Here is a 21,577-nt window from a genome sequence, read left to right as displayed (position 1 = left end):
AACACACCCTCGCTCACGTCCAAGCCCACGCAACGCTTTCGAGAAACCACCATGGCCAATTTGCACTCCTCCTTTGCTGGCATCCACAGCCCCAACCCGTTTTGGCTGGCCTCGGCACCACCCACCGACAAGGCCTACAACGTGCACCGCGCCTTCGAAGCCGGCTGGGGCGGCGTGGTCTGGAAAACGCTGGGCGAGGCCGGGCCACCCATCGTCAACGTCAATGGCCCGCGCTACGGCGCGCTGCTCTCGCCAGACCGGCGCTTATTGGGCTTTAACAACATTGAGCTGATCACCGACCGCGACCTCGAAGTCAACTTGCGCGAGATTGCCGAGGTCAAGCGCATGTGGCCGGACCGCGCGATGGTGGTGTCCATCATGGTGCCGTGTGTGGAGTCGAGCTGGAAGGCCATCTTGCCGCGCGTAGAGGCCACCGGGGCCGACGGAATTGAGCTCAACTTTGGTTGCCCGCACGGCATGAGCGAGCGCGGCATGGGCGCTGCGGTGGGCCAGGTGCCCGAGTACATCCAAATGGTCACCGCTTGGTGCAAGCAGTACTGCACGCTGCCCGTCATCGTCAAACTCACGCCCAACATCACCGACATCCGCAACCCGGCGCGCGCGGCCAAGCAAGGCGGGGCCGATGCGGTCTCGCTCATCAACACCATCAACTCCATCATGGGGGTGGACCCGTATTCGCTGACCATGAGCCCGTCCACCGGTGGCAAGGGCTCGCACGGCGGGTACTGCGGCCCGGCAGTCAAGCCGATTGCGCTGAACATGGTCGCCGAGATTGCGCGCGACCCGCAGACCGCAGGCCTGCCGATTTCGGGCATAGGCGGCATCGGCACCTGGCGCGATGCGGTCGACTACCTGGCACTAGGCGCAGGCAACGTGCAGGTGTGCACCGCAGCCATGGTGTACGGCTTCAAGATCGTGCAAGACATGGCCGACGGCCTGTCCAATTACATGGACGAGATGGGCTTTGATTCGGTGGGCCAAATCGTTGGCAAAGCGCTGCCCACGGTGTCGGATTGGCGCTACCTGAACCTCAACCACATCAGCAAAGCGGTGATCAACCAGGACAGTTGCATCCAGTGCGGGCGCTGCCACATTGCCTGCGAAGACACCTCGCACCAGGCCATCACCAACATGGTGGACGGCAAGCGCCGCTTCGAGGTGAAAGAAGACGAATGTGTGGGCTGCAACCTGTGCGTGACCGTGTGCCCGGTGCCCGACTGCATCAGCCTGCGCGACCTGGCACCCGGCGAGGTGGACGCGCGCACCGGCAAGGCCGTGGCCGCAACCCACGCCGACTGGACCACCCACCCCAACAACCCGATGCGCAACCCCGCGCCCAGCGCCGCCTAGTGGCACCCTGTAACACTTCGTAGCAACGGCCAGAACCCAAACCACTTCTTCGTAACGCGACCCACCCCAGGAGACCTCCCATGACCAGCCTTTTGATTCGTGGCGGCACCGTAGTCAATGCCGACGGCGCAGCACTTGCAGACGTACTCACCCAAGACGGAAAAATCGTCGCAGTGGGTCAAGGCCTCAGCGCGCCCGCAGGCGCCACTGTCGTGGACGCGGGTGGGCAGTACGTCATGCCCGGCGGCATCGACCCGCACACCCACATGCAGCTGCCCTTCATGGGCACGGTCACCATGGACGACTTCTTTACCGGCACCGCCGCCGGCTTGGCCGGGGGCAACACCACCATCATCGACTTCGTCATTCCCAACCCGCAGCAAAGCCTGATGGAGGCCTACCACACCTGGCGCGGCTGGGCAGAAAAGTCGGCGGGCGACTACACCTTCCACGTGGCCGTGACTTGGTGGAGCGAGCAGGTCAGCCACGACATGGGCCTGCTAGTGCAACAAGAGGGCGTGAACAGCTTCAAGCACTTCATGGCCTACAAAAACGCCATCATGTGCGACGACGAAACGCTGGTGAACAGCTTCAAGCGCGCGCTTGAGCTTGGCGCCATGCCCACCGTACACGCCGAGAACGGCGAGCTGGTCTACCTGCTGCAAAAGCAGGTCGCCGAGATGGGCATCATGGGTCCCGAGGGCCACCCGCTGTCGCGCCCGCCCATGGTCGAGGCCGAAGCCGCCAACCGCGCCATTGCAATTGCCGAGGTGCTCAACGTGCCGATCTACGTGGTGCATGTGAGCTGCATCGAGGCCGCCGAGGCCATCGCCCGCGCCCGTGCGCGTGGCCAGCGTGTGTACGGCGAGGTGCTGGCTGGGCATCTGGTGGTGGACGACAGCGTCTACCGCCACCCCGACTTCGCCACCGCCGCCGCCCATGTGATGAGCCCACCGTTTCGCCCCAAGGGCCACCAAGAGTTTTTGTGGCGCGGCCTGCAAAGCGGCAACCTGCACACGACCGCCACCGACCACTGCACCTTTTGCGCCGCGCAAAAGGCGGCGGGCAAAGACGACTTCTCCAAAATCCCCAACGGCTGCGGCGGCGTGGAAGAACGCCTTGCCGTGATCTGGGACGAAGGCGTCAACACCGGGCGGCTAACGCCCTCCGAGTTCGTGGCCATCACCTCCACCAACACCGCCAAGCTCTTCAACATGTACCCCCACAAAGGCAGCGTGTCGGTGGGTGCCGACGCCGACCTGGTGGTCTGGGACCCGGCAGGCACCAAGACCTTGTCGGCCAAAACGCAGTTCAGCAAGGGCGACTTCAACATCTTCGAGGGCCGCACCGTCAAGGGCATTCCCAGCCACACCATCAGCCAGGGTGAGCTGGTGTTTGTGCAGGGCGACTTGCGGGCGGTGGCGGGCAAGGGGCGCTACATCAAGCGGCCGGCGTTTGGGGCGAACTTTGCAGCTTCGCAGTTGCGGGCGGAGGCGTTGAAACCTACTGCGGTTGTTCGGTAAAGATGTTGGATTTTCCCCCCCTACCCCCCCGCCCCTTCACCCCCGCCGGGGTGAAGGGGAGCTTTAACAGCCGATTTGGTTTTTGTGCGCCGGTTACGGGTTTCGGCTCGGTGGGTTACGGTGCGGGTTTGGGTGCGCGCATTTGGCGGCGCTGCGGTCGTAGTGACGGGCTGACGTACCTGCTAACCACGTCGCCCCCAACGCCATTGGAGCGTGCTGAGCAGCGCAGGATTGGGCGGATCAGGGCGGGCGCATGTTTGAGCGCAGCGAGTTTGCGCACGACCCCGCCCAAGCCGAGCAGCGCAAGGTACCCCGCAGGGGCACGCTCCACGGCTCGCCTTTCTTTTGCTTACTTTTCTTTGGCGAAGCAAAGAAAAGTGAGTCGGCCCCGGGACGAAACCCCGGAAAACCCGAAAACCCAGGCCAGCCCCAGCAACCGACCGCAACAAGAAAGCAAACCAGCATGACCACAGCAACCACCATCGACATCTCCCAAATCCGCATCAACAGCGACCGCCTGTGGGACTCCCTCATGCAGCTCGCAAAGATCGGCGCCACCCCCAAAGGCGGCGTCTGCCGCCTCACCCTCACCGACCTCGACAAACAAGGCCGCGACTTGGTGCTGGGCTGGGCCCGCGATGCCGGCATGACCATCACCATCGACAAGATCGGCAACGGCTTCATGCGCCGCGCCGGGCGCAACAACAGCCTGCCGCCCATCATGACCGGCAGCCACATCGACACCCAGCCCACCGGCGGCAAGTTCGACGGCAACTACGGTGTGCTGGCCGGCATTGAAGTGGTGCGCACCTTGAACGATCTGGGAATAGAAACCGAAGCACCCATCGAGGTCGCGTTCTGGACCAACGAAGAGGGCTCGCGTTTTGTGCCGGTCATGATGGGCTCGGGCGTGTTCGCCAAAGCCTTCACCTTGGAGCACGCATACGCCGCCACCGACACCACCGGCGTTTCGGTCAAGGAGGAGTTGCAGCGTATTGGCTACATCGGCACGCAAGAGCCGGGCGACCACCCGATTGGCGCGTACTTTGAGACGCACATCGAACAAGGCCCGGTGCTGGAAGACAACGACGTCACCATCGGCGTGGTGCAAGGCGTGCTGGGCATCCGCTGGTTTGACTGCACCGTGACCGGCATGGAGGCGCACGCCGGCCCCACCCCCATGGGCTTGCGCAAAGACGCGATGCAGGTGTCGGCCCGCATCATGCAAGAGGTGGTGGCCGCCGCATTGCGTCACGCACCACACGGGCGCGGCACGGTGGGTATGGTGCAGGTGTTTCCCAACAGCCGCAACGTGATTCCCGGGCGCGTCAAATTCAGCATCGATCTGCGCAACAGCACTGACGCACTGGTGGACCAGATGGCCGACGAGGTCAAAGCGTTTGCTGCCAAGGTAGCCCGAGAGGCAGGCCTGGAGGTGAAGATTGAATTGGTGTCGAGCTACTCGGCCATCGGCTTTCACAAGGACTGCATCGATGCGGTGGCGCGCGCAGCGGCCAAGCTGGGTTACTCCAACATGCCCGCCGTATCTGGTGCCGGGCACGACGCGGTCTACATGGCTAAGCTGGCACCCAGCGGGATGATCTTCATCCCCTGCAAGGACGGCATCAGCCACAACGAGATCGAAGACGCCAAGCAAGAGCACATCACCGCCGGGTGCAACGTGCTGCTACACGCGATGTTGGAGCGCGCTGGCACGTAAGCTGCATGCGCCAACGGCAATGAATCAAGGGGCTGCGTGCCCTTGTACGGGCTGCCGATGCAGCGGTTTTTTTGGTTGTGGTTTAACTCTGGAGTGTCTATGTCTTTAAAAATTTCTCGCCGCCACACGGTGGCCCTGGCTGCGCTGGCCTGCGCCTCGGTGCTGACCCCTGGCTTGGCGCTGGCCCAAGCCAAAATCAAGGTGGCCGGCATTTACACCGTACCGTTTGAGCAGCAGTGGGCCGGGCGATTACACACCGCGCTCAAGGCGGCCGAGGCGCGCGGCGAGATCGAATACAAGGCCAGCGAGAACGTGTCCAACGCCGACTACGAGCGCGTCATGCGCGAGTACGCCACGGCCGGCAACACGCTCATCGTGGGTGAGGCGTTTGCTGTCGAAGCTGCGGCGCGCAAGGTGGCCAAAGACTTCCCCAAGGTGTCCTTTTTGATGGGCTCGAGCGGCAAGCCCGCGGCACCCAACTTCAGCGTGTTTGACAACTACATCCAAGAGCCGGCCTACCTGTCGGGCATGGTGGCTGGAGGTATGACCAAAACCAACAAAATCGGCATGGTCGGCGGCTTCCCCATTCCTGAAGTCAATCGGCTAATGAATGCCTTCATGGCTGGCGCCAAAGAGACCAACCCCAAGGTCGAGTTCAGCGTGAGCTTTATCAACAGCTGGTTCGACCCGCCCAAGGCCAAGGAAGCCGCCTTTGCCATGATCGACAAAGGCGCTGACGTGATGTATGCCGAGCGCTTTGGTGTGTCGGATGCGGCCAAAGAAAAAGGCAAGCTTGCCATTGGCAATGTGATCAACACCCAAGCCCAGTACCCCGACACCGTGGTGTCCTCTGCGCTGTGGCACTTTGAGCCCTCGGCCGACCGTGCCATCAAGATGGTCAAAGAAGGCAAGTTCACTGCCGAGGACTACGGCCAGTATTCGATGATGAAGTACAAGGGTTCATCGCTGGCGCCTTTGGGCACCTTCGAAAAGAAAGTACCGGCCGATGTGGTGGCCAAGATGCGGGCCAAGGAAAAAGCCATTCTCGATGGTAAGTTCACCGTAGTGGTAAACGACAACCAACCCAAGTCCACCGCCAAGTAAGCCACCTGACGTGGCATGGCGCCATAGCAACTCCACCCAAAGCACCCCCATGCGGGGTGCTTTTTTGTGGGCTTGCGCCATGCTGAACGCGGACAGGCAATCCACGTTATCAGCACCTCCATGAGCGACTACGTTCTCTCCTTGGCAGGCATCAGCAAGCGCTTTGGCACGCTGGTGGCCAACGACGCGATTTCGCTGGAGCTGCGCGCTGGCGAGATCCTGGCGCTGCTGGGCGAAAACGGTGCGGGCAAATCGACCTTGGTCTCCATCCTGTTTGGCCACTACACCGCCGATGCCGGCAGCATCACCGTGTTTGGCAAACCACTGCCGCCCGGCGACCCCAAAGCGGCCCTTGCCGCGGGTATTGGCATGGTGCACCAGCACTTCACACTGGCCGACAACTTGAGCGTGCTCGACAACGTGATGATGGGCTCGGAGTCGCTGTGGCAACCGGTGACGCGCCGCGCTGCAGCCCGCGCCAAACTGGCCGAGGTGGGCCGGCGCTTTGGCCTGGGCGTCGATGCCGATGCGCTGGTGGCCACGCTTTCGGTTGGCGAGCGCCAACGAGTCGAAATACTCAAGGCGCTCTACCGCGGCGCCCGCATTCTGATTCTGGACGAGCCCACCGCCGTACTCACACCGCAAGAGAGCGAAGCCTTGTTTGCCGTGCTGTCGCACATGGTGGCGCAAGGTCTGTCGATCATTTTTATCAGCCACAAGCTGGCCGAGGTGCTGCGCGTGTCCCACCGGGTGGCGGTGCTGCGCGCGGGCAAGCTGGTAGCGCAGGCGCAGGCCCAAGGCACCACCCAGGCAGAACTGGCGCAATGGATGGTCGGCCACGCCGTGGGCATTCCACAGCGCAGGCCAGCGCAGCGCGTTGGCCAGGCGGTGTGCGTGCTGCACCAGGTCAGCACTGCGCGCGCGCGCGAACACTTGGATGGCGTGTCACTGACCCTGTGCAGTGGCGAAATCGTGGCGATTGCCGGGGTGTCGGGCAACGGGCAAGTGGCACTGGCCGAGGTGCTGTGCGGTACCCGCCGCGCCACGGCCGGCCGCATCGAGATGCTGGGCAAGGCGCTGCCACACTCGCCCGCCGAATTGGTCGTCCAAGGGGTGGCCCGCATTCCGGAGGACCGCCACCGCGTGGGGGTGGTGGGTGATTTGCCCGTTTGGGAAAACGCAGTGTCCGAGCGACTGCGCAGCAGCGCTTTTTCGCGCCTGGGGTGGGTGCGGCGCAGCGCGGCCAAGGCCTATGCGCAGGCGGTGACTGAACGCTTTGATGTCCGCGGCGGTGGCCCGAACGCGGCGGCGCGTTCGCTCTCGGGCGGCAATATGCAAAAGCTGGTGCTTGGGCGCGCGCTAATGCACCCAGGCGCGCTGCTCGAGCCCAACAACCCAGCCTTCACGCCCCGCCTCATCATTGCCCACCAGCCCACCTGGGGCTTGGACATCGGCGCGGTGGCCTATGTGCAAGCCCAGCTACTGGCAGCACGCGACGCCGGGGCCGCGGTGCTGCTGATCTCGGACGATCTGGACGAGGTGCTCACCCTGGGTGACCGGGTGGCGGTGATGCATGGCGGCCATCTCAGCGCAGCTTGGCCCGCGCAGGATTGGAGCCGCGCATCCATCGGCCTGGCCATGGCCGGTGCAACACCCAGTCCGGCCACCACCGATGGGGCGCTCCATGCGGCTTGAAAAGCGCGAGCACACCGCACCGCTTGCGCTGCTGCTTGCACCGCTGGGCGCGCTGGGATTCACCCTGCTGGTAGGCGCACTCCTGGTGGTGTGGGCCGGTGCACCGGTGGCCCGCACGTTTTTGCTGCTGCTGCAAGGCGGCTTGGGTTCGGTTTTTGCCATCAGCGAGACCTTGACGCGCGCCATCCCGCTGATGCTCACGGGTTTGGCGGCCACTGTGGCGTTCAAGGCGCGGCTGTTCAACATCGGCGCTGAGGGGCAGCTGTATATGGGTGCGCTGGCAGCCGTGGCGGTAGGCGGCCTGCACGGTGGCACCGGCTGGGGTCTGCCACTGGCCGTATTGTTTGTGTTGATGATGCTCGCGGCAGCGCTCGCGGGTGCCCTGCTGTTATTGGGGCCAGCGTTGCTGAAGGTGCGCTTGGGTGTGGATGAGGTGGTGACCACCTTGCTGCTCAACTTCATCGTGCTGCTGCTGGTCTCACTCATGCTGGACGGTCCCATGAAGGACCCCACCGCCATGGGCTGGCCGCAAAGCGTAGCTCTCTTGAGCGAGCTAGAGCTGTCCAAACTGATTGCCCAAACGCGCGTGCATTCCGGCTTGTTGTGGGCGCTGGCGCTGGCTATTGGCCTGTGGACGCTGTTGAAGTACACCGTGCTGGGCTTTGACATTCGGGCCTTGGGTGCCAATCCACGCGCCGCCGCATTTGCCGGTGTGCCGGTCACCCGCACTGTGGTGCTGGTGGCCCTGCTGTCGGGCGGGCTGGCCGGCTTGGCCGGTGCCATCGAAGTGGCGGGGCGCACCAGCTACCTCACCTTGGACATGTCGCCGGGTTACGGCTACAGCGGGATTGTGATCGCCATGCTGGCCGCGCTGCACCCGCTGGCGGTGGTGGGCGCCAGCGTGTTCGTGGCCAGCGTGATCGTTGGGGCCGACAGCATGAGTCGGGCTGTGGGCGTGCCCACCTTCATTGCCGATTGCATGGTGGCCGCCGCGCTGATCTCGGTGCTGGTGGCCACGCTGCTCACGCAATACCGGGTGCGCTGGAGGTGAGTGAGTTCCTCGACATCCTGAGCAACCCCGCGTTTTGGGTCGCGGTGCTGCGCATCGCCACGCCGCTGATTTTGGGCACGCTGGGGGTGCTGCTGTGCGAGCGCGCGGGGGTGCTCAACCTGGGCATTGAGGGCACCATGGTGGCGGGTGCATTCACCGGTTGGCTGGCGGTGTACGCGGGTTGGCCTTTGTGGAGCGGGGTGCTGGTGGCAGCGCTGACCGGCGCAGTGCTGGGGACCCTGCATGCGTTTCTCACCGTGGTGTTGGCGCTCTCCCAGCATGTGTCGGGGCTGGGCATCACCTTGCTGGCCACTGCGCTGAGTTACTACGGTTACCGCGTCAGCTTTCCCAAGGTCTCTACACCACCCACCATCACACCGTTTCAAGAAATGCAGTGGTTGGGCATACCGGTTCTTGCGCAGCAAACCCCGCTGACGTTGCTGGCCTTGGTGGCGGTGCCGGTGGTGGCCTACCTGCTGTACCGCACCCCGCTGGGGCTGGCGGTACGCATGGTCGGTGAAAACCCGCAGGCCGCCGAGGGACAGGGTGTGTCGGTGGTGGCGGTGCGCAGTGGCGCCGTGGTGCTGGGCTCGGCCTTGATGGGGGTGGCAGGGGCATTCCTAACGTTGTCGGCCTTCAACGCCTTCTTTTTCAATATGGTCAATGGGCGCGGCTGGATTTGTGTAGCGCTGGTGGTGTTTGCGTCCTGGCGGCCCGGCAAGGCGCTGTTGGGCGCGCTGCTGTTTGCGTTTTTTGATGCGCTGCAACTGCGCTTGCAGCAGTCGGGCGCGGCGGTACTTCCCTACCAGGTCTACCTCATGCTTCCCTACGCACTGTCTATCGTCGCGCTGGTGCTGGTGGCCCGCAAGGCCAGCTACCCCCAGGCACTGATGCAGCCGTACCGCAAAGGCGAGCGCTAGTACCTGGGCTGGACGCTGCTGCACATGCGCTACCCTCCACACTTTTGCCCCGCGCCCCTGGGCGCGTACATGCTTTTATCCAGCGCCCACCATGCTTGACCTTCTCATCCACAACGCCACCTTGCCAGACGGGCGCACCAACATGTCGGTTGCAGTGCGCGACGGCACCATCGTTGATGTCGCCCAAGGCCTGCACGCCCCAGCGGGCCACACCATTGACGCGCAGGGCCATTTGCTCAGTCCGCCCTTTGTGGACGCGCACTTTCACATGGACGCCACGCAGAGCTACGGCCTGCCGCGCGTCAACCAAAGCGGCACCTTGCTGGAAGGCATTGCGCTGTGGGGCGAACTCAAACCCCTGCTGACCCAAGAGGCACTGGTGGAGCGCGCGCTCACCTACTGCGACTGGGCGGTGGCCAAGGGTCTGCTGGCCATTCGCACCCATGTGGATGTGTGCGATCCGCGCCTGTTGGCGGTGGAAGCGCTGTTGGAGGTAAAAAAGCGTGTCGCGCCCTACCTCGATTTACAGCTGGTGGCGTTCCCACAAGACGGTGTGCTGCGCGGCCCGCATGGCCCACAGCAGCACCTGGACAACCTGGCGCGGGCGCTGGACATGGGCGTGGACGTGGTAGGCGGCATTCCGCACTTTGAACGCACCATGGCCGATGGCACGTTGAGCGTGAAGCTGCTGTGCGAAATGGCAGCGCAGCGCGGCCTGATGGTGGACATGCATTGCGACGAGTCCGACGATCCCCTCTCGCGCCACGTAGAAACCTTGGCTTTTGAAACGCAGCGGCTGGGATTGCACGGCCGGGTGACGGGCTCGCACCTGACCTCCATGCACAGCATGGACAACTACTACGTCAGCAAGCTCATCGCCCTGATGGCCGAGGCACAGCTCAATGTGGTGGCCAATCCGCTGATCAACATCACCTTGCAGGGCCGCCACGACAGCTACCCCAGGCGACGCGGCATGACGCGTGTGCCTGAGTTGCTGGCGGCAGGGCTGCCGGTGGCGTTCGGCCACGACTGCGTGATGGACCCGTGGTACGCGCTGGGCAGTGGCGACATGCTGGAAGTGGCCCACATGGGATTGCACGTGGCGCAGATGACCAGCCAGGCTGCCATGCGGCAATGTTTTGCAGCAGTCACCACACAGCCCGCGCGCATTCTGGGCTTGCCGGGTTACGGCCTGGAGGTCGGTTGCCATGCCGACATGGTGCTGCTGCAAGCGCGCGACACCATCGAGGCAATCCGTCTGCGCGCCACCCGCCTGCAGGTGATTCGGCGGGGTCAGGTGATTGCCAGTTCGGCACCCTCCATCAGCCAGCTGCAACTCGATGGGCGGCCCCACGAGGTCCGCTGGATGCCCTGAACTACTGTCCCCTCAGCACAGCCAAATCACCACCGTGCCATGACCACAACGCCGTTGCACGCCACACAAGCCACCACACAGTCCCACCGCGGATCGCGGGTGCTGGTCACAGCCGCCGCAAGCGGTATTGGCTTGGTCACTGCCAACGCGTTCGTTCAAGCCGGTGCGCAGGTGTTTGTCTGCGATGCCGATGCACAGACCCTGCAAGCCTCACTGTTGCGCCACCCACAGCTCACCGGCCGCGTGTGCGATGTGGCCGACGAGCAGCAGGTGCGCGCGCTGTTTCAAACTGCGCAAGAGCACCTGGGTGGGCTCGACATCTTGGTCAACAACGCCGGCGTGTCCGGCCCCAACGCGTTGGTGGAAGACCTCAGCCTAGAAGACTGGCGTCAATGCTTGGCGGTCAACCTGGACGGCACTTTTTTATGTGCCCGTGAAGCAGCGCCGCTGTTGCGCACACAGGGCTTTGGATCCATCGTCAACCTGTCGTCCACTGCAGGCCTGTACGGCTTCCCAAGGCGCGCGCCCTATGCCGCAGCCAAGTGGGCCATTCGTGGCTTCACGCGCACACTGGCGCAAGAGCTGGGGCCGCACGGGGTGCGGGTGAACTGCATCTGCCCAGGCTCGGTCGAGGGCGAGCGCATCGACCGCGTCATTGCGGCCGAAGCACGCAAGACAGGCCAAACCGAGGACCAAGTGCGCCAACAATTTCAGCAAGCGGCGTCGCTGCGCAGCTTTGTGTCGGCGCAAGACATTGCCAACATGATTTTGTTTGTGACCTCAGAACAAGGCGCTCGCATCAGCGGCCAGGACCTGGTCATCGACGGCCACACCGAAACCCTATAAGCCACGCCGCAGTACCCCTTTGCCCCATGAACACCAGCACCTCCACCCACGACAGCACCCGCATTGACGACACCCGCATCCGTGCGGTGCGCCCCCTGATAACACCGGCCTTGCTCGAAGAGCTGCTGCCGGTGCCTCTGGCAGCCCAACAGCTGGTGCAGCGCAGCCGCGCGGCCATTTCGGCGCTGCTGCATGGCCACGATGACCGGCTGTTGGTGGTAGTTGGCCCCTGTTCCATCCACGACTATGAACAGGCCATGGCGTATGCGCGCGCCCTGCAAGCCCAGGCTGACGCCTTGTCGCACGACCTGCTGGTGGTAATGCGGGTTTATTTCGAAAAGCCACGCACCACGGTGGGCTGGAAGGGCTACATCAACGATCCGCATTTAGATGGCAGCTTTGCCATCAACCAAGGCTTGGAGATGGCGCGGCGCCTACTACTGGATGTGCTGGCGCTGGGCCTGCCGGTGGGCACCGAGTTTTTGGATTTGCTCTCTCCCCAGTTCATCAGCGACCTGGTGAGCTGGGGCGCGATTGGCGCGCGCACCACCGAGAGCCAAAGCCACCGCCAACTGGCTTCGGGCCTGAGCTGCCCGGTGGGTTTCAAGAATGGCACCGATGGCGGGGTCAAGGTTGCCACCGACGCCATCCTGGCTGCCCAGGCGCCGCATGCGTTCATGGGCATGACCAAGATGGGCCAGGCGGCCATTTTCGAGACCCGCGGCAACGACGATTGCCATGTGATCTTGCGCGGCGGCAAGCAGCCGAACTACTCCAGGGTCGATGTCGATGCCACCTGCGCACTGCTGCAAGGCGCTGGCTTGCGCGCCCAGGTAATGGTCGATGTGTCCCACGCCAACAGCAGCAAACAACACCAACGCCAAATCGCGGTGGCCGAAGATGTTGCACAGCAAATTGCCGATGGCGACGGCCGCATCTGCGGCCTGATGTTGGAAAGCCACTTGGAAGAGGGGCGCCAAGACATCGTTGCCGGCCAGGCCTTGCGCTGGGGCGTGTCGGTGACCGACGCCTGCATCAGCTTGGCGCAAACCGTTCCTGTGCTGCAAACGCTCGCTGCTGCGGTGCGCGCGCGCCGCGCGCTGCGCGCCTAGGTCCTAGACCGAGGTCCACGCGCCGTGGTGCGCGGCCGACCGAATCACCGCATCGACAAACACCAAGCCCGCCAGCCCGTCGTGCGCGGTGGGAAAGTGCATCACCAAGGGCGGTGCTGTGGTGCCAGTTCGGCGCGCCGCAATGGCATGGGCCGCATCCGCATACAAGTTGGCAAAAGCCTCATGAAAGCCCTCAGGATGACCAGCCACGATGCGCGACGCTTGCGCGGCCAGCGGCAAGGTGCCGGGACCGTTGGGGGTACGGATTTGCGCCGGTGCGCCCAGCGGGCTAAAGCGCAGTTGCTGGGGCCGTTCCTGGAACCACTCCAGCGTCCCCAAGGAACCGCTGACACGGATGCGCAGCGCGTTTTCCACCCCTGCGGCCGCTTGCGTCACCCAGAACATGCCACGGGCGCCGCCTTGCATGCGCAGCATGGCAGCGGCGTAGTCGTGGGTTGCGCGTCCGGGCACGATGGCGCCCACGTCTGCGGCCACCTGCTCGACTTCTTGGCCGGTGATGAAGCGCAGCAAATTGTGGGCGTGGGTGCCAATGTCGCCCATCACCAACGACGGCCCGCCGCGCTCGGGATCGTCTTTCCAAGCGACGCGTGCCGGACCCTCTTTGGCGCGCCCACCCTGCACATACTCCACTTGCACCAAACGGATGTCACCAAGCTGCCCGTCGGCCACCATGGCCCGTGCCTGGCGCACCATGGGATAGCCGGTGTAGTTGTGGGTCAGGCAAAACACCAGACCGGTTTCCTGTACTCGTGCGTGCAGCGCCCGTGCCTGCTCCAGCGTGTTGGTCATGGGTTTGTCGCATATCACGTCAAAACCCGCCGCCAGTGCGGCCATGGCCAAAGGGAAATGGCTGTCGTTGGGGGTCATGATGGCCACCACCTCGGCGCGGTCGCTGCGCTCCATCTCCTTGGCAAGGAGGTCGGCGCCGCCACCGTAACAACGCTGCGGTGGCAGCCCCAAGGCCACTCCGGCCTGACGGGCCTTTTCAGGATCGCTCGACAACGCTGCGGCCACGATGTCGTAGCGGCCATCCAGGCTGGCGGCCTGGCGGTGCATGGCGCCAATAAAAGAGCCAGGGCCACCGCCAATTACCGCCAGCTTCAAGCGCCTACCTATCAGGGCAATGACCGGGTTGGATGACATGGGGTGGCCTTTTCAAAAAAATCGCCGCTCAAGAGCGGCAAACTTTTACAAGATGAGGAGGGCGCTTACTGAGGGCGGCGTGGCACCATGGGGCCGCGGCCTTCGATGTGGCGGAAGTTGATGCGCCCTTTGGACAGGTCGTAGGGTGACAGCTCCAGAGACACGCGGTCACCCGCCAGAATGCGAATGTGGTTCTTACGCATCTTGCCTGCGGAGTAGGCGATCAACTGGTGACCGTTGTCCAGCGTGACGCGAAAGCGCGTGTCAGGCAGCACTTCGTTGACGACGCCCATCATTTCAATCAGTTCTTCTTTGGCCATGGTGAGTCCTTTTGCGCGAAATTATCGTTGGATTTAGCGGTTTTACTGCGTCCGGGTGGTCTCGCACACCCAGTTGATGCCTTGCGACAACGCGTAGTGGGCTGCGGCCTCGTGGGTGGAAAAGTCATCGCAAAAGCGCATCACCCGGTCGGTGGATGCGCTTCCACGCCCGCTGGCGATGGAAACCTGGGCTTCAAAACGGCCGCTTCCCAATGGGCGGGGGCAGGCGGCAATACGGTACTTGCCCATGGTGATGGGAGACAAAAGAGAGATAGCTTGGTAGTGATTCATTAAGGGTACGAACGCACAAGCCGCTGGCAGGGGCTATGTGCAATAGAGGAAAACAGGCGCTGGGCGTAAGAGCTTGCGCACCGTTTGGAAATCAACCGAACCAACAACCCTTCTGCCGCAGGACTGTGTGTCGGCGCTCAAAAGCGGCTACACGGTTGGTTCGTCTCAAACGGTGCGGTAATGTAGCATGAACCCCTTATGAAAGTCTGCATCCTCGAAAACGACGATCTTCACCCCGCTGCGGCAAGTACCTACCAAGGCTACGCCGCCATGTTTGTGCGCTTGTTTCGTGCAGCGGGCGCAAACTGGGAGTTCGAGGTGTTTCACACACCCACTCAGCAGTACCCGGATTCATTTGCAACTTACGATGTCGTAGTGCTGACGGGCAGTAAAGCCGATGCATTCTCCGAACAGCCCTGGGTCGTTGAGTTGCGCAAGCAAGTCACCGCGCTGCTTGCGCAACGCAAGAAACTATTGGGCGTATGCTTCGGGCACCAACTGATCGCGCTGTGCCTGGGCGCTAAAGTGGGCCGTTCACCGAACGGCTGGGGTGTAGGGCGCATGGTCTACGACTGGCGCGGTTCTGCGCTCGCAAAAGGTTGGCAAGATGGTCCACTGTCCATGCTAGTGAGCCACCAAGACCAGGTGTTGGAGCTGCCCGCCGGTGCCCAGTTGCTGGCCAGCAATGCCCATTGCCCCATCGCCGCTTATGCCGTCGGGGAGCATGTGTTCTGCGTGCAAGGTCACCCTGAGTTTGTAGAAGACTACAGCGCCTTCTTGCTGGCACAGCGCAAGCACCTGCTTGGTGAAGATCTGGTCGCCCGCGCCACCGACAGCCTCCAACACGGGCACGATGGCTTGCAGGTGGCGCAAATGATGGTCGCGTTCGCCCAGCGCGTCCCGGGCTGCGCGTCCAACTCTGAACGCCCGTAGCTTCTTTGGGGCATGCCTGTGCGTCAATCAACCCTCCAACACCCTGGCACTGGCACATGACACTGGACCGATACGACCGCCAGATTTTGGACATCCTGCAGCGGGAAGGACGTATCAACAACCTGGATTTGGCCGAGCGAATTGGGCTGTCGCCTTCGCCCTGCTTGCGCCGGGTGCGCGCACTAGAAGATGCGGGTTTGATCGTGGGCTACCACGCGAGGCTCGATGCCCGCAAACTGGGTTTGAGCTTGATAGCGCTAGTCCACATTTCCATGGACCTGCACACGCCAGAACGATTTGCGAACTTCGAAGCGGCTATCGCTGTGTTGCCCGAAGTGCAAGAGTGTTTGTTGATCACGGGCCAGGATGCCGACTACCAGCTTAAGGTGGTGGTGCGTGACCTAGACCACTACCAGGCCTTGCTACTTGACAAAATTACCCGCATCGCCGGAGTAACTGGTGTGCACTCCAGTTTTGTTTTGCGGCGGGTTGTAGACCATAGTCGCTTGCACGTAGGTTAGCCCCAGCACTTAGCGCAAAGCAGTGCGGCTCAGCGCGCGTCGGGCAACTCGATCTTGACTTCGAGCACTTCCAAGTTGTCTTGGCGCTCGAGGTTGACCTTAATGTCAGCGGGATTGATCTTGATGTACTTGCTAATCACCGCTACCAAGTCGCGCTGCAAGTCTGGCAGGTAGTCCGGTTCCGCAGCGTTACGGCCGCTTCGTTCGTGGGCCAGGATGATTTGCAAACGCTCTTTGGCAACGCTTGCGCTTTTTTTCTTCTCACCAAGCAAAAAAGACAACAAGGACATGGTTTCACTTCCCTCCGAAGAGGCGCTTGAGTAGGCCGGGTTTGGGCGCTTCAATGAACCGCATAGGCTTACTTTCTCCCAAAAAACGCGCGATCACGTCTTTGTAGGCCTCCGATACGTCACTCCCTTGCATGTGCACCGCTGGTACGCCTTGGTTAGAGGCCTGCAGAACAGACTCGCTTTCAGGAATAACGCCGATCAAGGGAATGCGCAAGATGTCCTGGATATCTTCAAGTGAGAGCATCTGGCCCTGGTCCACACGCGCCGGGTTGTAACGGGTGATGAGCAGGTGTTCTTTGACCGGTTGGGCACCTTCCATTGCCCGTTTGGTCTTGCTCGCGAGCATGCCCAGTATGCGATCCGAATCGCGCACGGAGGAGACTTCAGGATTGGTGACCACCAAAGCTTCGTCTGCGAAATGCATGGCCATCAACGCACCCGTTTCAATGCCGGCTGGTGAGTCGCACACAATAAACTCAAATTCCATGGCAGCGAGGTCCGCCAGTACTTTTTGTACCCCCTCTTGGCTCAATGCGTCTTTGTCGCGGGTCTGGGATGCGGCCAGCACATAGAGCTTTTCACATTGCTTGTCTTTGATAAGGGCCTGGTTTAAGTTGGCCTCACCGTTAATGACATTGATCAAGTCGTACACCACGCGCCGCTCGCAACCCATGATGAGGTCCAGGTTGCGCAGACCCACATCAAAATCAATCACCGCGGTCTTGTAGCCCCGCAAGGCAAGACCCGTTGCAAAGCTGGCGCTGGTGGTGGTCTTTCCCACACCACCCTTACCTGAGGTTACGACAATGACTTTGGTCATGGTTGGTTTGTCTTTCATGCTTTAAGCGCTTCGATTAGGAGTTTGTCTTGCCCATCGGTACTCAACCGAACCTGTGCGGCTTTGCCTGCAATGTCTTTAGGCAACGGTGTTTCGCTAGTGCGATAGATGCCAGCAATCGATACCAACTCGGGCTCTAGGCACAGAGAAAAAATACGTGCATTGGTGTTGCCACGCGCACCTGCCATGGCCTTTCCGCGCAGTGGTGCATAAACATGGATGTTGCCATCGGCGACTACTTCTGCTCCCTGGTTCACCATAGCCATCACAACCAAATCCGTCCCCCGGGCATACACTTTTTGCCCAGAACGCAAAGGCTTGTCAACCACCATGGTGGGTACAGTTTGGGCTTCTTGCGTGCCTGATTTAGCAACGGATTGTGTTTTCACTTGCGTGCTAGCTTGTGAGGTGCTGGCGGAAACAGCTGGTCTGGCCTTGGTATCCATCGGGACCTCCACCCAACCATGTTCAACCAACATCGCCAGCCAAGCTGGTGGTGCCGCGCGGTACCCCACTGGCACCAGTCCACAAGACAGAGCAGTTTGTCCCAGATGCGAAAGGTCAGGACAACCTTGCTTGAAATCAAACAGAGAAAAATCGAACACCACCGGTTCGCGAACAAAAAAATCAAAGTTGTCGCTGGCGGGACCAAAGCGATTGATCAGATCGCGGGTAACGACCCCAAGATCAGAGCCCTTTAAGAAAAGGGCTACCAAGCCAAGTTGAGCGCTTTTTATTTCAAAGTTCATCAGGAAAACGTTGCTGGCGCTCTATGGCATCGCAGTAGCGATAAACACTGCACTTTGGTTGAGAGAACCTCGCAAATCTTACTTGATTGCGATGCATCGGCTGGGGTCCATGGAAACGATTCATGGATCTTTATTTTTGTCAGACTTGTTCCTGTCTTAGCTCTTTTTTATAGTGATAAAACTTAGTAGTAGTAGATAGAAGGATCGCTTATTGTGTGGACAAACTGTTTTTTTCTATTCAAATCAAGAACTTGCAGTAAGCTGATCCCTGTGTGTGACTGTGCTTCTAGAATGCACGGCTACACTGGGGAACTTTCCAACAGACCCGTTCGCTGTGGATAAGTCGCTTTTTTTCCCAGATGTATGCACAGATTTGTGCTTTGACAAAGCGGCGTTGTCTGTGATGCGAGGGGAAAGAGGGTGTCGGTGGTGTTGTCGTTACGTTCTCTGAGCCGGTTGGTGCATTGCCCATGAGTGAAAAAAAACCGTTTGAAGTGGCGAGAGAGACCCTCAAGCAACTTGCGATTCGCAAGTTGCCACCCACGCCATTGAACTACAAAAGCATCTACAACCAGATTGCTGGCATTCCAACGGTTGAGTACTTCCCCACGCGCGAGCTCAAGGAGATCGCGCAGGCACTTCCTACACGCACGCCAGGGCAACAGAAGCAGCGCGGTTTGTTAGAGTTTGCAATCGACCGAATGCAATGGGAAGGTGTCAAAAACGCCTTGTTGGCATACGGTGGTTTTGTGCCTTTGGTCGACGACGCAGCGGCTGTCGATGACAGGTCCAAGCGCGCTGGGGAACAGCCTGACACCACCATGAATGTAGATCTCTCTGACTGGTTGCGTCAGATGGGACGCATGCTCGAACTTGTGCAACCCGCACTTGGTACCGACGACGCTCCATTCTTGGATCAAAGCAAGCAATTGATTCAGGCGTTGAGAGAGCCTGACAGCGATCTACAGGCTTTGCAGCTCAGTCTGAAAAGCTACAGTCATCGCTTGTCGTTTGTGGCTGAAGATCAGGCGGAAATACGCTCCGGGTTGCTGAAGTTGCTTTACTTGGTTTTCGAAAACATTGGTGAATTGAGCATTGAGGATCAGTGGCTCAAGGGACAAATGGATGCCTTGATGCAGGCTGCCAAGCCTCCACTGAGTTTGCGCAGACTTGACGATGTGGAGCGGCGCTTGATGGACGTGATTGTCAAGCAGCGTGAGGCAAAGGAAAAAGCTGTTCAGGCGCAGAATGAGATGCGCGATATGCTGGCGGTGTTCATTGAACGCTTGTCAGAGATGTCACAAACCACTGGAAGCTTTCAATTCAAACTTGAAGAGAGTGCTCGACTGATTGAACAAGCCAAGTCGATGACAGAAATTGCACCGGTTCTCAAAGAAGTGGTTGGCGCAACCCGTAGCATGGCCTCGGAGAGTCAGATCGTTCGCGATGAGTTGCGCACTATGCGAGAGCATGCCAGTACAACCGAAGCGGAAATTGCAAAGCTGCACCAAGAACTTGACCGTGTCAGCACCCAAGCACGTCACGATCCCCTGACTGGCGCACTCAATCGCAAAGGACTGGAAGAGGCTTTGGAACGCGAGATTTCCACTGTGCGCCGCAAAGAGACACCATTGTGTGTTGCTTTGCTGGATATTGATAACTTCAAGCGGCTTAATGACACCTTGGGGCACAGCACGGGCGACGAAGCGCTCAAACACCTGGCATCCGTGGCTCGTCAAAGCATGCGGCCCCAAGATACATTGGCACGCTATGGTGGCGAGGAGTTTGTCGTTTTGCTGCCAGACACTGCGATCGACGGCGGTGTTGAAGCGATGGTACGGTTGCAGCGAGAGCTTACCAAGCGCTTGTTTCTTAGCGGAACGGAAAAGGTGTTGATCACCTTCAGTGCGGGTGTCGCCCAGTTAGCAAGTGAAGAGAAGGGTATGGACGCAATCGCAAGAGCTGACCAGGCCATGTATTTGGCTAAGCGAACCGGAAAAAACAGGGTGGTTGGGGCTTGAGCATCCCCTGCACCAAGCGATTTGTGAGGCAATAAATGGCGTATTTGGTTTTGGGCTTGTTAGTTTTCTTGGGTGTGCATTCCTTGCAGATTTTTGCACCGCAGTGGCGTTTGCGCACCATGGCGCAATATGGTGAAGGCACATTCAAAGCGGTGTATTCCTTGTTGTCCTTGGCTGGCTTTGTGCTGTTGGTTTGGGGCTTTGGAATGGCCCGCGAAACACCTACGATGGTGTGGATGCCACCCGTGGGAATGCGCCATGCAGCGTCTTTACTGACCTTAGTTGCCTTTGTCTTGTTGGCTGCCGCCTATGTTCCGCGCAACCACATCAAGGCCCGGCTGCACCATCCCATGGTCTTGGCGGTGAAGATCTGGGCTTTTGCCCATTTGGTGGCCAACGGAAGTCTGGCTCATCTGTTGTTGTTTGGCGGATTCTTGCTGTGGGCGGTGGCGTGCTTCGCTGCGGCCCGTCGCCGGGATCGGGAACAGGGTACCGTGTACCCTGCTGGCACCGCTATAGGCACCGTTGCGGCGGTGGGTGTGGGTGTGTTGGCGTGGTTCGCCTTTGCACTGTGGCTCCACGGATTGCTCATCGGTGTGAAGCCGTTCGGTTGATTCGAGCCCCATGGCCGCAGACGCAAGGCGTTGAGGCTCAGGGCGCCAACGCCCATTGGATGAGGAACTTGGCAAGAAATCCCACCATGCCAAACGCCAGCCCCAAAAAGAGCACGAAGGTACCAAACCTGCCAGCTTTGGATTCCCAGGCGAGCTGTCCAATGATGAACAGCATGTACAACATGAATCCCCCGACGCCAAAGCTTAGGCCAAAGGCCGCTAACTGCTCTTCAGAAAAACCAAACATCAGCGCGACGTTGTAATTGGGTTTTGTGGCGTGTCTGGCTCACGCGCAGGCGCAGCGGAGGGATCGACCAGCTCCCGATACGCATGCCAGCTCGCGTGCCCAAGCATCGGGATGACCAGCACTAAGCCGATCATCAATGAACCCAATCCGAGCAAGGTGAAACCCATGATCACACCCGACCAGATGGCCATCGCGAGCGGATTGACGATCACCACCTGCCAACTTGTGAGCACCGCCTCTAACAAAGTGACACGCCGGTCCAACAGTAGCGGCATGGCAATCACACTGGATGCAAACACCGGCGCAGCCATGACGCCACCGAGTGTCAACCACAGCTCGAACAACCAGCCATCGCGCGCTAACACCACGTGCTGGACAAAGTCCATTGGGGTGTGTATCGGTACTGGAGCCAACAAGGTAATCAAGCCAGCCGAAGTGAGCACCCAACCCGTCGCTGCCAGAGCCAACAGCAAGCCAAATTGCAACATGCACCAGTAGTCGTTACCCCACTTGTTGAAGTGGCTGTTTTGCCAGTTAAGCCATGTTTTGAAAACGACTTGCAGGCGTGGCGGCTCACCGCGCTCGATCGCACGACTCAACGCATACAAACTGGTTGCAAGAACAGGCGCTACCACCAAAAAGCCCGACAAAGCACCAGCGAGCCACCAAAACCGGTGGTGGCCCAGGCCTACGATGAGCAAACCGATCAGCGCGAGTGCTGCCCCATGTGCCAAGCTCACCCAACGTGCGCGAGCGATATCGCGCCACCCCAAAGCTAACCATGCCAGGGGTTGCAGAGGGGCAATGGACCGAACGAGCAGGGGCGCGGCGCGACGTTTTGTCATGGTGGCTTGAGGATAATCTAGTTAGAA

General features: G+C 60.7%; 22 protein-coding genes. 14 read left to right on the top strand and 8 right to left on the bottom strand.

Annotation, left to right across the window (positions count from 1 at the left end; genetic code table 11):
* The first annotated feature begins 51 nt into the window (after positions 1 to 51).
* The 10 genes from preA (at position 52) to ACILRC_RS07330 (ending at position 12,717) form a co-directional block, all read left to right on the top strand.
* Complete coding sequence (gene preA / locus ACILRC_RS07375; RefSeq protein WP_395668716.1) at positions 52 to 1,371, top strand: NAD-dependent dihydropyrimidine dehydrogenase subunit PreA; 1,320 nt, start codon at positions 52 to 54, stop codon at positions 1,369 to 1,371.
* 80 nt (positions 1,372 to 1,451) lie between these two features.
* Positions 1,452 to 2,894, top strand: coding sequence for a dihydropyrimidinase (gene hydA / locus ACILRC_RS07370; protein WP_395668715.1), 1,443 nt, complete (start codon positions 1,452 to 1,454; stop codon positions 2,892 to 2,894).
* Between the two features lie 463 nt (positions 2,895 to 3,357).
* Positions 3,358 to 4,614, top strand: coding sequence for a Zn-dependent hydrolase (locus ACILRC_RS07365; RefSeq protein ID WP_395668714.1), 1,257 nt, complete (start codon positions 3,358 to 3,360; stop codon positions 4,612 to 4,614).
* 99 nt (positions 4,615 to 4,713) lie between these two features.
* Entirely contained in the window at positions 4,714 to 5,718 is a 1,005-nt protein-coding gene (locus tag ACILRC_RS07360; protein ID WP_395668713.1) for a BMP family protein, read from the top strand.
* 120 nt (positions 5,719 to 5,838) lie between these two features.
* Positions 5,839 to 7,413: an ABC transporter ATP-binding protein gene (locus ACILRC_RS07355; protein WP_395668712.1), complete on the top strand. Its 1,575-nt coding sequence runs from the start codon at positions 5,839 to 5,841 to the stop codon at positions 7,411 to 7,413.
* Positions 7,403 to 8,464 carry an ABC transporter permease gene (locus tag ACILRC_RS07350; protein WP_395668711.1) on the top strand — a complete coding sequence of 354 codons (1,062 nt, stop codon included), beginning with the start codon at positions 7,403 to 7,405 and terminating at the stop codon, positions 8,462 to 8,464. The genes ACILRC_RS07355 and ACILRC_RS07350 overlap by 11 nt, the downstream gene beginning before the upstream one ends.
* Positions 8,461 to 9,384 carry an ABC transporter permease gene (locus ACILRC_RS07345; RefSeq protein WP_395668710.1) on the top strand — a complete coding sequence of 308 codons (924 nt, stop codon included), beginning with the start codon at positions 8,461 to 8,463 and terminating at the stop codon, positions 9,382 to 9,384. Before ACILRC_RS07350 ends, ACILRC_RS07345 begins: the two co-directional genes overlap by 4 nt.
* A 91-nt stretch (positions 9,385 to 9,475) precedes the next feature.
* Positions 9,476 to 10,759 (top strand): amidohydrolase family protein, encoded by a 1,284-nt coding sequence (locus ACILRC_RS07340; RefSeq protein WP_395668709.1) that lies wholly within the window; start codon positions 9,476 to 9,478, stop codon positions 10,757 to 10,759.
* 39 nt (positions 10,760 to 10,798) lie between these two features.
* The gene (locus ACILRC_RS07335; protein ID WP_395668708.1) at positions 10,799 to 11,605 is read left to right on the top strand and encodes an SDR family oxidoreductase; all 807 of its coding nucleotides are present in this window, start codon (positions 10,799 to 10,801) and stop codon (positions 11,603 to 11,605) included.
* A gap of 26 nt (positions 11,606 to 11,631) precedes the next feature.
* On the top strand, positions 11,632 to 12,717 hold the full coding sequence (locus ACILRC_RS07330) for a 3-deoxy-7-phosphoheptulonate synthase (protein WP_395668707.1): 1,086 nt from the start codon (positions 11,632 to 11,634) through the stop codon (positions 12,715 to 12,717).
* A gap of 3 nt (positions 12,718 to 12,720) precedes the next feature.
* Here ACILRC_RS07330 and ACILRC_RS07325 read toward each other — a convergent pair whose 3' ends face one another.
* The 3 genes from ACILRC_RS07325 to ACILRC_RS07315 form a co-directional block, all read right to left on the bottom strand.
* Positions 12,721 to 13,881 (bottom strand): Gfo/Idh/MocA family protein, encoded by a 1,161-nt coding sequence (locus ACILRC_RS07325; protein ID WP_395668706.1) that lies wholly within the window; start codon positions 13,879 to 13,881, stop codon positions 12,721 to 12,723.
* Positions 13,882 to 13,946: 65 nt separating this feature from the next.
* A complete protein-coding gene (gene infA, locus ACILRC_RS07320) occupies positions 13,947 to 14,201 on the bottom strand; it encodes a translation initiation factor IF-1 (RefSeq protein WP_395668705.1) in 255 nt (84 codons plus the stop codon).
* Between the two features lie 42 nt (positions 14,202 to 14,243).
* Entirely contained in the window at positions 14,244 to 14,492 is a 249-nt protein-coding gene (locus tag ACILRC_RS07315; protein ID WP_395668704.1) for a hypothetical protein, read from the bottom strand.
* 198 nt (positions 14,493 to 14,690) lie between these two features.
* Here ACILRC_RS07315 and ACILRC_RS07310 point away from each other — a divergent pair, with 198 nt between their 5' ends.
* Together ACILRC_RS07310 and ACILRC_RS07305 are read left to right on the top strand one after the other, a co-directional pair.
* Complete coding sequence (locus tag ACILRC_RS07310) at positions 14,691 to 15,425, top strand: glutamine amidotransferase-related protein (RefSeq protein WP_395668703.1); 735 nt, start codon at positions 14,691 to 14,693, stop codon at positions 15,423 to 15,425.
* Between the two features lie 56 nt (positions 15,426 to 15,481).
* Entirely contained in the window at positions 15,482 to 15,946 is a 465-nt protein-coding gene (locus ACILRC_RS07305; protein WP_395668702.1) for an Lrp/AsnC family transcriptional regulator, read from the top strand.
* Between the two features lie 29 nt (positions 15,947 to 15,975).
* Here the strand turns inward: ACILRC_RS07305 and minE are convergent, their stop codons facing one another.
* Genes minE through minC form a run of 3 tightly spaced genes read right to left on the bottom strand, consistent with a single transcriptional unit; the run spans position 15,976 to position 17,823 of the window.
* A complete protein-coding gene (gene minE / locus ACILRC_RS07300) occupies positions 15,976 to 16,236 on the bottom strand; it encodes a cell division topological specificity factor MinE (RefSeq protein ID WP_395668701.1) in 261 nt (86 codons plus the stop codon).
* A 4-nt stretch (positions 16,237 to 16,240) separates the two neighbouring features.
* Positions 16,241 to 17,056 carry a septum site-determining protein MinD gene (gene minD, locus ACILRC_RS07295; protein WP_395668700.1) on the bottom strand — a complete coding sequence of 272 codons (816 nt, stop codon included), beginning with the start codon at positions 17,054 to 17,056 and terminating at the stop codon, positions 16,241 to 16,243.
* Between the two features lie 14 nt (positions 17,057 to 17,070).
* Positions 17,071 to 17,823 (bottom strand): septum site-determining protein MinC, encoded by a 753-nt coding sequence (minC, locus tag ACILRC_RS07290; RefSeq protein ID WP_395668699.1) that lies wholly within the window; start codon positions 17,821 to 17,823, stop codon positions 17,071 to 17,073.
* A gap of 470 nt (positions 17,824 to 18,293) precedes the next feature.
* Here minC and ACILRC_RS07285 point away from each other — a divergent pair, with 470 nt between their 5' ends.
* On the top strand, positions 18,294 to 19,844 hold the full coding sequence (locus ACILRC_RS07285; protein WP_395668698.1) for a GGDEF domain-containing protein: 1,551 nt from the start codon (positions 18,294 to 18,296) through the stop codon (positions 19,842 to 19,844).
* 35 nt (positions 19,845 to 19,879) lie between these two features.
* Entirely contained in the window at positions 19,880 to 20,458 is a 579-nt protein-coding gene (locus ACILRC_RS07280) for an NnrU family protein (RefSeq protein WP_395668697.1), read from the top strand.
* Positions 20,459 to 20,495: 37 nt separating this feature from the next.
* On the opposite strand, the gene ACILRC_RS07275 is transcribed toward ACILRC_RS07280, so the two are convergent.
* Together ACILRC_RS07275 and ACILRC_RS07270 are read right to left on the bottom strand one after the other, a co-directional pair.
* Complete coding sequence (locus ACILRC_RS07275) at positions 20,496 to 20,705, bottom strand: DUF2788 domain-containing protein (protein ID WP_395668696.1); 210 nt, start codon at positions 20,703 to 20,705, stop codon at positions 20,496 to 20,498.
* A complete protein-coding gene (locus tag ACILRC_RS07270) occupies positions 20,705 to 21,550 on the bottom strand; it encodes a DUF2189 domain-containing protein (protein ID WP_395668695.1) in 846 nt (281 codons plus the stop codon). Before ACILRC_RS07270 ends, ACILRC_RS07275 begins: the two co-directional genes overlap by 1 nt.
* Positions 21,551 to 21,577 lie beyond the last annotated feature (27 nt).

The organism is Rhodoferax sp., assembly GCF_044236835.1.
GTDB lineage: Bacteria > Pseudomonadota > Gammaproteobacteria > Burkholderiales > Burkholderiaceae_C > Allorhodoferax.
The sequence above is the reverse complement of the archived record's forward strand: the minus strand, read 5'-3'. Positions and strand labels throughout refer to the sequence as shown.